This window comes from Flavobacterium sp. DG1-102-2 (assembly GCF_033042555.1).
Classification (GTDB): domain Bacteria; phylum Bacteroidota; class Bacteroidia; order Flavobacteriales; family Flavobacteriaceae; genus Flavobacterium.
On sequence record NZ_JAWLIK010000003.1, the window covers coordinates 98,677 to 110,422 of the forward strand.

Here is an 11,746-nt window from a genome sequence, read left to right on the forward strand (position 1 = left end):
TATTAAGAACTATATTTGCCCTGAATTTTCAGGGCTTTTTTTATGATCAATTATAACGGTACACTTGTAACCGAATCTACCATATCCATTCACGAAAACAGGGCTTTCCTGTATGGTGACTCAATTTTTGAAACCCTTAGGGTTCTTGATGGCAAAGTGCTTTTCCTGGAAGACCATTACTTCAGGCTTATGGCTTCGCTGCGCATTGTAAGGATGGAAATCCCCATGAATTTCACCATGGAGTATATGGAGGAGCAGGTATTGTTGTTAGTTGATTCCCTGCCTGCTGCACCTGCTTACAGGGCAAGGATGTCTGTATTCAGGAAATCGGGTGGGTTTTACCTGCCTGAGAATAATGATGTTGAATTCATTGTAACTGCCTCTGCGCTTGCTGAGCCACTATATTCGTTAAACAGCGATGCCTATGAGGTAGACCTGTTCCGTGATTTTTATGTTACCAAACAGCTGCTGTCTTCACTTAAAAGTACTAATAAGATGGTGCAGATCACCGGTAGCATTTTCGCACACGAGAACGGACTGCAAAACTGCCTGTTGGTAAATGATGAGAAGAATGTAATTGAAGCCCTTCAGGGGAATCTTTTTATGCTTACGGGAAGTAAACTTGTAACTCCGCCTGTGGCCGATGGCTGCCTTAACGGTATTATGAGGAAGCAGGTTCTTGAACTGGCTAAAAAAATTGAAGGTATTGAAGTAGTGGAGGCATCCATATCTCCGTTTGACCTGCAGAAGGCCGATGAATTGTTTATCACCAACGTGGTTAAAGGAATTCAGCCTATAACAAAGTACCGTAAAAAGGAATTTGTATCGCAGCTGTCATCTGACCTTTTAAAAAGGCTGAATGCAAAAATCAGGTTCAGTTAATTTAGGGCAGGATTCTCCGGTGCGTTAGACCAAATCAGGTATTCGCCGCCAAGTTCCATTATCTTTTCTTTCCAGAAAGAAGTGCTCGATTTGCCTATAATCTTATTGTCATAGCTGTTTTCAGATACAATCCATGAATTGTCTTCAAGCTCCTCATCAAGCTGATGGGCTTCCCATCCTGTGTAGCCTAAAAAGAAGCGGATGTTTGTACGTTTAATAAGTCCTTTGTTTATCAGTTCTTTGGTGGACTCAAAATCGCCGCCCCAGTAAATGCCATTAGATATTTCTATGCTGTCAGGAATAAGTTCCGGGATATTGTGGATAAAGTAAAGGTTGTCCTGTTCAACAGGGCCTCCATTGTAGATTTTAAAATTTCCTTTGATCTCTGGTATCAGGTCATGGATAGTGTATCCTAACGGTTTGTTAAGGATAAATCCAACAGATCCTTCATCATTATGATCGGCCAGAAGGATTACCGATCTGTTGAAAGAAAGATCTCCGATGGTGGAAGGTTCCGCTATCAGCAGATGGCCTTTTCTGGGTCTTAGTGAAATCATCTTCTTACAATTTGTAATAAATTTAAAAGAAATATTACAGACCTCCAAAACTTTCACAAACTTTTACAAAAAAAGCTTTTTAACTATTTTGCCGTATTTTTTGATTTTTTGCAATGATAAATAGCTAAAGTGTTGTGTATTTGGCTTTAAGTGAATAGAAATTCTAAAATTTAACAAACAGAAAAAGCCTCTCAGGAGTTGAGAGGCTTTCTATATTTTATATGCTAAAAGACTATTTAGTATTTACAGATCCGTCAAGTTCTGCTCCCGGTTTGAATTTTACCACATTCTTAGCAGCAATGCTGATAGATTTTCCAGTTTGTGGGTTTCTTCCTTCTCTTGCAGCTCTGCTTGTTACAGACCAAGATCCGAAACCTACAAGTGATACTCTTCCACCTTTGTTAAGTGCGCCGCTCACGTTAGTAACAAAAGATTCTAATGCTTTTTTAGCTGCACCTTTAGAGATTCCTGCGTCAGCAGCCATTGCGTCGATTAATTCTGATTTGTTCATAATAATTGTTATTAATTGTTTGGTTAAAATTATTGTTTTTTCAACTCCTGTCTTACAAATTTAATAGGAAATCCAAACCGTGCAAGCGTTTTACCTGATTTTACGCTCAATTGTTAATAACTTTTATCTTAATGTTGACAATAGGGCTTGTTTTTCTTAAATTTTTGTGAAAGTCCTATATTCAGTGGGTTACAAGGCTGTCGCTTCTCCCAAAAATGTCATTCCGTTAAGCAGTTCTTTTGCCGTCATTTTTTTCTTACCGGGAAATTGAAGTGCAAGTATTTTTATAGTACCGTCTGTTACTGCGATGTTTATCTCTTTTTTATCGGCTGTTATAGTTCCGGCAGCATTCTGCTGCTCTCCTTTTACAAATGAAGTCTCATATATTTTTACGTTCCACTCCTGTCCGTTGTCTTTAAAGAAACACCAGGCAGCAGGGTAGGGGCTAAGCCCGCGTATGAGATTATGTATTTCGGCGCCCGGTTTTGTCCAGTCTATCTTGCAGTTGTCGCGGTTTAGTTTATAAGCTGTTTTAATAGCGTCGTCGTTAGGCTGAATCGTAGTGACTGCATTGCCGTTCTCAATAAGAGTAAGTGTTTTTATTACCGTATCCTTGCCAAGATCCATAAGGCGGTCATGGAGCTGGCCTGCGTTTTCATCTGCACCAATCTCTAAAGACGCTTTTAATATCATGGCGCCTGTATCTATTTTGTCGTCTATAAAAAAGGTCGTTACACCTGTTGTTTCTTCGCCGTTTATAATTGCCCAATTGATAGGTGCAGCACCGCGGTATTGCGGCAATAGTGAAGCATGTAGGTTGAAAGTGCCCAGAGAAGGCATTTTCCAAACCGCCTCAGGAAGCATCCTGAAGGCAACAACCACCTGAAGGTTGGCATTTAGGCTTTTAAGCTCTTCAAGAAAAGCTTCGTCTTTTAGGTTTACAGGCTGTAATAATCGTAATCCTTTTTCAAGGGCGTATTCTTTTACTGCCGAGTATTTTATCTGCTGGCCGCGTCCTGCCGGTTTATCGGCAGCGGTAATTACCCCTACAACGTCGTAGTTGTTTTGGTATATCGTGTCAAGTATCCCTACGGCAAACTCGGGCGTACCCATAAATACAATTCGTAAGCGTTCCATTTTATTGTAGTGTGTATAGATTGTTAGTGTTTAGTGTAATCCTGTTGTTCTCCATCAGCAGCTGAAGCGCAAATACTGTATCCTGGGGCGTTAAGCCCAGCAATTCTTCAAGCTGTTTTGAGTTATAAGATGTGTCTTTAAGCAGGTTCAGTATGGCATTTGCCGAATCAAGCGGACTCACGGGCTTTCGGTTCTTTGTGATACAGTACGAACATATACCGCAGTCGGTATTCTCTTTTTCGTCAAAATAATTGAGGATAAGCCTGCTCTTACAGGTGTCCTTGTCTGAAACAAAATGAACCACTGATTCAAACTGGCTGATCTTTATATCATTTTGCTGTTCTAAAAATTTAGAGATGCGGTTTATGGTATGTTCATCCTCACGTACTTCGTTAAAAGTGATGGAGCTGTCATTGCCGCTGCTTCGGTACGATATAACGCCTTTTTGCGCCAGCCTTTCCAATAGGTTAGTGAGCGTTTCTTCAGAAACCTTAGCTTTTTTGGTGATAAGTGTACTGTTCAGTGGCGTTTCCATGTCAAATACCCCTGCATAATTGCGCAGTATGGCAAGAATCATTTCTTCATCTGCAGGGTTAAGGCTTATGTAGCGCATTACCTCCTTACTCGGGATGATAAATTGTATGGTCACTTTTTCTGTAAACTGCTGTGAAAGCGTGAGTATACCCTGCCGGTCTAAAAACTGAAGGGCATTATAGGCCTTTGCTGCCGGCAGCTTGTACTGTTGGCAAAAACTATTGAAGTTAAAAGGATAGGTCTCATCTATCCCTTCGCCATAGGCAATTTGTAAAAAGCTGTTAAGCCTGTTGTATACTTCTTTAAGGAATTTTTTATCGGGCAGCACTTCCAGGAATTGCTGTTTGCCAATGTTGATGTCAGACGGATGTACAAGCAGTACGCCATAGGCCTTTTCACGGTTACGCCCCGCACGCCCTGCTTCCTGGTAATAATTTTCAAGGTTTTCCGGTAGTTGTATGTGGATTACGGTACGCACATTAGCTTTGTCTATTCCCATTCCAAAGGCATTGGTGGCAACAATAACCTGTGCTTTTTCTTTCATCCATGCCTGCATGTTAGCTTCCTTCTCTTTTTCTTTTAGGCCGCCGTGATAAAAGGTAGCGCTAAACCCCAGCGATTGCAGCTGACCTGAAAGATCATGGCAGGCCTTGCGGTTGCGTACGTAAATTATGGACGGCTGCGGATTTTTGGTCAGTATCTGCTGAATGCGAAGCAGTTTGTCTTCGGTCTCAAAAACCATATAGGCAAGGTTTTCCCGGGCAAATGATTTTTTAAAAAGGGCAGGAGATTCTAGTCCCAGCTGCTTTACGATATCTTCCTGGACCCGCTGTGTTGCCGATGCTGTTAACGCCATAAACGGCACATGGGGCAGGTGTTTCTTTAATGCCGATATCTTAAGATAAGCCGGTCTAAAATCGTGGCCCCATTGCGATACGCAGTGCGCTTCATCTACAGCTACAAGATTTATGGGCAGGTCCTTTATGCGCTCTATTACCCAGTCGGCCTGAAGCCTTTCCGGGGAGAGGTACAAGAATTTGTAATTGCCAAATTTGCAATTGTCCAGCAGGTCACTAAGTTCGTCGGTCGATATGCCTCCCGTTAAGGCAATAGCTTTGATATCGCGTTTTGCCAGGTTATTAACCTGGTCTTTCATTAACGCGACCAATGGCGAGATCACAAGGCATAGCCCATCCTTTATCATGGCGGGTACCTGGAAGCAAACTGATTTGCCTCCTCCGGTAGGCATAAGGGCAAAAGTATCTTTACCGTCAAGGACCGAACGGATTATTTCTTCCTGCGGTTCCCTGAAGGTATCGTGCTGCCAGTATTTTTTAAGGATATCGAGCGCCTGCTGCATAATTAATTTAAAGTAGCACGAAGTTACTAAGAATTTGGCACTTCTTTTGCATACAGATAATTATTCATCCGGGGAGGACGTTTTTATAAACGCATTGTAGTTTTTTAAGTGTTAAAGCCTAAGTCTTTGTTAAATACTTTTTTTAATGGAAATGCGTTTATATATTTACTGTATTAGGATATTAATGATAAATGATTAACGAAATGAAAAACACAACTCGCTCTCAGTTTAGCCAGGCACAATTTGTAGCTGCCGGAAAAAAGAAAAACTTTTACTACTCTTTCCAGAAGAAAGATACCATTATAAGATCTATTGAAATTACAGGAGTCGTTGCTATAGCATTTATCGTAGTGGCAGGCGTATTTGGGATCTTTAGCTAAAAATTCTACTAAATACTAAATATTAGGTTAATTCAGGGTACAGCTTTGCTGTACCTTTTTTTAATGCATTGTAGTTTTGATTGGATAAAAAAAGGAAGGGCGTGAATCAGTAAAGATCACGCCCTTCTTACACAAATGAAATTGCACTATTATGAAGCAATTATTGAACCCCCTTCAATATATTCTTTAAAGCCTTCAATGTCTTTTTGCAGCATTCTTTCAAATACCGGTGTAAGCAATTTTCCTGCTGCTTCTCCTGCTTTACCAAGAGGTGCATGGTAAGCGATGCTTACTTCTATTTCTGTTGAATTTCCGTTAGATTTAAACTTAACCCTTCCTGCGTTGTGTATCGTAGAATCGGCAAGCGACTGCCAGCTTAATACCTCGTTAGGTTTGTCAGTAAGTATCTGTGCTTTCCATCCTACAGAACCAATGCCTGCCGGAATTTTAGCTTTCCATTGCGAAGTCTGCCGGTCTATTACTTCAACGCTTTGCAGGTGTTTCATGAATAGCGGAAGATTTTCCAGCTGTCTCCAGCTGTTGTATACTTCTTCTACCGGTTTGTTTACCGTAAGCGATGTGGTAATGCCTATTTTATTTCCCTTGAGTACGCCCTTTTGGTCTATCAGGTCATAAGCAGGGCAATAGCCGCTTATACCTCTAAACAGCATTGTTCCTGCTGTAATTCCTTCGGCTATTTTTCTGGGTGTGCTTTTTTTCTTTTTAAGTGCACGGTACAACAGGTAAGTTCCTGCCGCAACCATAAGTAAACGTTCTGTTTTGCTAACGTTTACCCTTAAGCCAGGCACTACGCTTTTTTTATTTTTGTGAAGATATGTATCAGCTTCCTTAGTGTTGGAAACGGATGCATAACGGTTAGGGTCTGTGCCTGAAACGTCATACTTCGAAAAGTTTTGTTTTGGCCCTGATGCTGATTTGATGTTGCTGGTTTCCATAATATTATATTTTATGTCTGTTATTAGTTATAAAATTAGTCAATATAAAAACCGGGCTATGGTAAAGGATTGGTAAAGTATTCTTAAGGTAGTCATAAAGGCAAAAAAAAGAGCCGCTGTCTTTACCCAGCGGCCCCTCAAAAAAAATATGAATAAAACAAAAACTAACTAACGTTGCTCTAAAAAACAAAAACTATTAAACTACTACTAACATCTATTTTTTTTGATCTGCAAATTAACTTACTAACTATTGCTTTATAATTTTTTGTGTTGCAGTACTGCCATTTTCAAAGCTTATCTTGACAATGTAGATGCCTGCTGCTGCTTTTGAAAGGCTAAGCTGTGCATTGCTGCTTTGGGCAATTAGCTGGCCTGCTATATTGTAAGCCTCTATATTTTTAACCGCTGCCTGAGACTGGATAGTTAACAGGTCATGAGTAGGGTTAGGGTATACTGTAAATCTTGTTTTGTTAAGGTCGTCAAGTCCGGCAACAGGAGAAGTAACGCTTAGTGTATAATCTTCCACCTGGCCGTAGTATGCATCTGTACAGGCATCAAACTCTCCCTCTTCAAATACATTCCACATGTCTTTGGTAATCCTCATGCGTGTGGTTCCTACAGCGGCATCAGCAGGAATGGTGATGCTAATTACTGCCTGTGTTCCGTCTGTTCCATCAGTATCCTGTATAGATGTATGGTAATATTCTGTGGCCATGTCAAATTCGTCATTTTGGTTCCAGTCGATAAATACCCTGATGTCGTGCTCAAACATACCTACTGTATTTCCTTCCACTGCGAGGCTATATATATCATTTTGGATAACATTAACTATAATAGCGGTAAAGTTTTCATAAGCAGGAGATGCGTTAACTGCTGCACTTGATGCGTTGTCAATATTTGCAAACGCTACTCTTGATATCGGCTCAACATCCCATTCTACTGTAGCATCACAATATGGTGCTGCCGATGCAGGGTTTTGGTTGATGATGTTAACCGTAATAGTGTCAAGTAGTGTGTTATCATCTGTGCTTACAGCCTGTATGGTAACAACACCGTCTCCAAGAGCAGTAACTAGTCCGCTGGCATCTACCGTGGCAAATTCACTTCCGGCAGTAACGCTCCATATAACTGTTTGGTCAGCTTCGGCAGGAACTATCGCAGCTTCAAGCTGTAGTGTTCCACCTGTTGTTATAATGCTTGCATTTACATTGTTTTCGGTAGTTACCTCAAGGTTTACGGGTGCAATATATTGATTGGTAATAACAACTTCTATCGTATCAAGTATCGCTGCATCTACGGTGCTTACTGCCTGAACGGTAATTGTACCGTTGGCAATAGCAGTAACAAGTCCGCCTTCGCTTACAGATGCAAATTCACTACCTTCTGTAATTGTCCATGTAACTGTCTGCTCTGCAGAAGCAGGGAGCACCGCAGCATTCAGCTGAAGTGTACCTTCGTTTTCAGTTATAGTAGCTGCTGCATTGTCTGCAACACTTATCACAACAGTTTGTGGTAACGTGATTTGCCCTGTAATCACTACTTCTATAGTATCAAGTAGAATATTGTTTACTGTACTAACTGCCTGCACTGTAACCGTACCGTTCTCTAAAGCAGAAACAAGTCCTGTTTCGTTTACCGATGCAAATTCGGCACCTGCTGTAATACTCCATGTAACCGATTGGTTAGCCGTTGCCGGAAGTACCGCTGCCATAAGCTGAAGCGTATCTTCGTTTGCTGTTATCGTTGCCGCTGCATTATCTGCTACTGCGATGTTTACAGCTGTAGGAGCCAGCACCTGGTTTGTTATGGTAACGGTAATTGTGTTTGTAATAGATGGAGCTTCTGAACTCACTGCCTGTACAGTAACGGATCCGTTTGCTGTAGCTGTAACAAGCCCCGCACCGTTGATAGATGCAAATTCGCTGCCTGATGTTATAGACCATGTAGCCGACTGGTTTGCATTGCCCGGAGAAACAACAGCAAGAAGCTGAAGTGTGCCTGCGTTTGTAGTTATCTCAGCCGGAACACTGCCTTGGGTTATAATGGTAATGCCTGTAGGTGCTGCCGGTGGCGTAGCCGATATTCCTTTAATGCAGCGTACCGATGTTCCCTGGCTTCTTGATGCCCCGGCGTTAGCATTCATGGAAATATTACTGTAAAATAAGTATTTGCCATAGTTTGCATTGCTTGGGCTTGGTGTACTGCTCCAGTAGTAACCTCTCTGGCCTACACTTGTAAATCCTCCGCCAACTCCGCTTCGTGAACCGGCAACAGTAAGTTTGAGGTTACTGTTAAAGGCAGCAGTTATATCGGTAAGGTTTTCTGTAGTGATGATAGCCTGCCATTCGTCAGATGTTGGTACTCTCCATCCGTTGCCCAACGCAGCTTTACAAGGGTCGCATCCGCTCGTTTCTGTAACGTCAGCGATAGATGAGCCATCCCAGGCATCGCCTGATCCGGCTACAGTCCACCATGCCGGTGTTGAGGTTAAAAAATTATTATTCCCTGAGGTAAGGCCTGAAGGATTGTTTGGCGAAGGTGCTATGGCAGATCCTGCTGAATTACGCTTTTCATGTCCGTCATTCCAGCGGCCCCATTGAAAAAGGTCGCCATAGGCATTTGTATCTGTTGCAGATGTCGCCACTGCTGAGCTTCCCAGGTTTTGCTGAAGCCAAACGTTGCCGTCTGCAGCCCTTACCGTTGTATATTGAACGGTCTGACCGTCGTAAGTAAATGTAACGCAGCCTGTAGAACCTATGGCAGGTCCGGGCTCAGAACAGGGTGTTTGTGCAGTTACAGCTGCACCGGACACTAAAAATAATAAAAAAAGGATAGTTCTCTTCATGAACGTGTATGTTGGATATTAAACAGCGCAAAGTTATTTATTTAGATTAATTAAAAATAAGGTTGATGTGATTTATTCGGAAAAAAGTTTATTTGAACATTCTTTCGGCTGAAAACACATTTTATTAACATATTTTTTTGAAGCACTACACTTAATGATACTGCAAACTGCATTTTTGTGGATTAGCCCGTAAGATTTTTAACCGCTTTACATAACCGAATCATAAATAAATTGTAAAACAGGGTTAAACGGCTGCCTGTTGATGTTTTATGGGTAATTTTATATCACCTTCCTATATACTCAAACAGTACTTACACTTAAAAAGAATTAGCTATGAAAAAATTACTCTTCTCATTGCTGTTTGCGCTGCCTGTCATGGCACAGGACGGATTCAGGAACGAAAACGGAAAACTTATATGGCAGCATACTTACCCTGCTGCTACAAATATGCAGGCACAGCTTGACGGCAATCCTGAGCTGCAGATCAATACATTTGTAAACGATGTGCACACCGGTTCGGCAGATAAGATAAAAAACACCTGCCAGGAGGGATCGCCGGTTATGCGTAACGACTGTAAATTTGATTTTGAAGTGCGAAAAGACAACGGAAACTACGTAGTCACCGTTACAAACTTGAAGATAATAGAGGTTATGGGGCCAATGCAGGCACGAACAGTGGTAAACCGTTGCGAGAAGTATTTTGTAGATGCTACGCTAAAGGTTAAAAAGGACCCGCGTACACAAAAAGATATGGGCTGTGCAGATTCTTTCCTTACAGAAGTGTTTGGGGGAGGGAGCATCAACGGCTCTCAGCTTACTATGACGGCAAATTAAGCACGTTGTTATTTTAGTATTTACAGCCCCGCAAGGGGCTTTTTTATGGGCGAAAAAATGAGGGCACAAAAAAAGCCACCCGCCGTAGCGGATGGCCTTACCAATAAAGTAATTATTGATGTATATGTTTTTATGAGGCAGCCAGTTGCAGTATTGCAATGCTGTTCTTTTTCACTTCATCTGCATTATCTTCAAGCACAGGGACACCAAGTATCTCAAAAGACCTGAATATTACAATGTTGTTTTCGTCAGCAAATTCAGAAGCCACAATATCATAATCACGGGGGTGAAGCACTATACTGCTGTTTTCGTCAAGATCATGTTCCAGTATAAATTCCTGTACGCTATCGTAGCTTATTGCTGTTCTCATAGGGGTGATGTGTTTCTCTAATTAAATTTTACTTCAAGGACGTCTATTTCGCCCTCGTTTATTTCGTTGTTGTCATCAGCAATAATGTTGATGCCGGCTATGCAAATTGATTTGGTTTTCTGTTTGCCTGCTGTTACCAGTTTGTCAAAGTTAGACGGGTGAAGCATAAGCATAACGTTCTCTGAAAGTGCGTTGGTAAGGATAAAATTTTTGATCGTTGTTAAGTCAATGTTCTTTTTCATGATCTGTAGTTTTAGGTGGTTTAGTTTTACAAAGATGCTCCATAAACCTTTAAAGTTTTGGTAACGAATTGCCAATAAAACATTAAATAATCTTAAGAAAATACTTAACCTGCTGCATAATAATGAAATAACTTATACGGCAAGTGCCGGTACAGTATGCCTTGCTATAACGCTGTCTACAATTTCCTGGGTCATGTCTTGATAGTCTACCGGTATCGGTTTTCCGTTGGTTAGCCATTCCTTTATAACGTCATTGTATTTTGGCTTCAGGCTTTTGATTACCGGTACCCCTATCTGCTCCAGTGCAGCTGCATTAAGCTGCTGCTCATACTGGTTCTTCATAGGTATTACCAGCAGTTTTTTACCAAGGAACAATGCCTCTGCAGGGGTTTCAAAACCCGCCCCGCACAATACACCTGCAGATGCTGCCATGCTCGCCGTAAACTGCTCGTTATTTATGGGCTGGATAATGATGTTTTTATGCACAAGTTCCTTTTTGTTATGTTTGGAGAACACATGCCATTTTATGTCCTTAAATTCCGATAGCCTTTTTATAAGGGTTTTATCGTCGTAGGCAGGCAGGTAAATAGTATAATGTACTCCCTGGGTAATTTCATGACTGCGCACCTGCTTACGGATAACGGGCGTAAACATCGTCTTTCCGTCTCCGTTAAAGTGGAAACCGTATTTTGCATCTGTAGGAGCGTAGTGTTTCAGGATAAACCTGCCGGTACGGTCGGTATTCTTTGGCAGCGGATATCTTGAGTCCAGCACTGCCGCCTGGTGGCTAAGGCCTATGCAGGGTTTATTCTTAAGGCTGCATGCCCACGCCGATACCGGTTCAAAATCGTTTATAACCAGGTCGTATTTTTCCACAGGCAGTTCTCTTATGCTTCGTACCAGCTTACGGGTATTGGTTTTGGCAAAGGTCTTCCAAAGGTCTACACCGCCCTTTTTTCCGAAGATAAAGCTTAGCCCTCTGAGTTCGTAGGTAACCTTGAAAGGCAGTTTCAGGTCGCCCTGTATACCACTTACCAGAATGTCTACATCGCCGTGCTTTTGCAGGCACGGAATAACGTCTATGGCACGGCTAAGGTGTCCGTTTCCTGTGCCCTGTACTGCATAAAGAATTTTCATT

At 41.7% G+C, this 11,746-nt stretch carries 12 protein-coding genes; 3 read left to right on the plus strand and 9 right to left on the minus strand.

The annotated features are described in order from the left end of the window. The first annotated feature begins 42 nt into the window (after positions 1-42). Entirely contained in the window at positions 43-882 is an 840-nt protein-coding gene (locus tag R1T16_RS05705) for an aminotransferase class IV (RefSeq protein WP_317500125.1), read from the plus strand. On the opposite strand, the gene R1T16_RS05710 is transcribed toward R1T16_RS05705, so the two are convergent. From R1T16_RS05710 to R1T16_RS05725, 4 genes are all read right to left on the minus strand, one after another. Next, positions 879-1,439: a YqgE/AlgH family protein gene (locus R1T16_RS05710; RefSeq protein WP_317500126.1), complete on the minus strand. Its 561-nt coding sequence runs from the start codon at positions 1,437-1,439 to the stop codon at positions 879-881. The genes R1T16_RS05705 and R1T16_RS05710 overlap by 4 nt on opposite strands. Before the next feature lie 232 nt (positions 1,440-1,671). Beyond that, entirely contained in the window at positions 1,672-1,950 is a 279-nt protein-coding gene (locus R1T16_RS05715) for an HU family DNA-binding protein (protein ID WP_317500127.1), read from the minus strand. 189 nt (positions 1,951-2,139) lie between these two features. After that, on the minus strand, positions 2,140-3,087 hold the full coding sequence (fmt, locus tag R1T16_RS05720; protein ID WP_317500128.1) for a methionyl-tRNA formyltransferase: 948 nt from the start codon (positions 3,085-3,087) through the stop codon (positions 2,140-2,142). Position 3,088: 1 nt separating this feature from the next. Then, complete coding sequence (locus tag R1T16_RS05725) at positions 3,089-4,981, minus strand: ATP-dependent DNA helicase RecQ (RefSeq protein WP_317500129.1); 1,893 nt, start codon at positions 4,979-4,981, stop codon at positions 3,089-3,091. A 203-nt stretch (positions 4,982-5,184) separates the two neighbouring features. Here R1T16_RS05725 and R1T16_RS05730 point away from each other — a divergent pair, with 203 nt between their 5' ends. Next, positions 5,185-5,361 (plus strand): hypothetical protein, encoded by a 177-nt coding sequence (locus R1T16_RS05730; protein WP_317500130.1) that lies wholly within the window; start codon positions 5,185-5,187, stop codon positions 5,359-5,361. 149 nt (positions 5,362-5,510) lie between these two features. Here R1T16_RS05730 and R1T16_RS05735 read toward each other — a convergent pair whose 3' ends face one another. Together R1T16_RS05735 and R1T16_RS05740 are read right to left on the minus strand one after the other, a co-directional pair. Continuing rightward, the gene (locus R1T16_RS05735) at positions 5,511-6,317 is read right to left on the minus strand and encodes an SRPBCC family protein (RefSeq protein ID WP_317500131.1); all 807 of its coding nucleotides are present in this window, start codon (positions 6,315-6,317) and stop codon (positions 5,511-5,513) included. Positions 6,318-6,564: 247 nt separating this feature from the next. Further along, positions 6,565-9,162: an Ig-like domain-containing protein gene (locus R1T16_RS05740; protein ID WP_317500132.1), complete on the minus strand. Its 2,598-nt coding sequence runs from the start codon at positions 9,160-9,162 to the stop codon at positions 6,565-6,567. 333 nt (positions 9,163-9,495) lie between these two features. On the opposite strand from R1T16_RS05740, the gene R1T16_RS05745 reads away from it, so the two are divergent. Then, on the plus strand, positions 9,496-9,996 hold the full coding sequence (locus R1T16_RS05745) for a hypothetical protein (RefSeq protein WP_317500133.1): 501 nt from the start codon (positions 9,496-9,498) through the stop codon (positions 9,994-9,996). A gap of 130 nt (positions 9,997-10,126) precedes the next feature. On the opposite strand, the gene R1T16_RS05750 is transcribed toward R1T16_RS05745, so the two are convergent. From R1T16_RS05750 to R1T16_RS05760, 3 genes are all read right to left on the minus strand, one after another. Then, positions 10,127-10,366 (minus strand): hypothetical protein, encoded by a 240-nt coding sequence (locus R1T16_RS05750; protein WP_317500134.1) that lies wholly within the window; start codon positions 10,364-10,366, stop codon positions 10,127-10,129. A 17-nt stretch (positions 10,367-10,383) separates the two neighbouring features. Continuing rightward, positions 10,384-10,608 (minus strand): hypothetical protein, encoded by a 225-nt coding sequence (locus tag R1T16_RS05755; protein WP_317500135.1) that lies wholly within the window; start codon positions 10,606-10,608, stop codon positions 10,384-10,386. Positions 10,609-10,740: 132 nt separating this feature from the next. Further along, on the minus strand, positions 10,741-11,745 hold the full coding sequence (locus R1T16_RS05760) for a glycosyltransferase family protein (protein ID WP_317500136.1): 1,005 nt from the start codon (positions 11,743-11,745) through the stop codon (positions 10,741-10,743). Position 11,746: the final 1 nt, after the last annotated feature.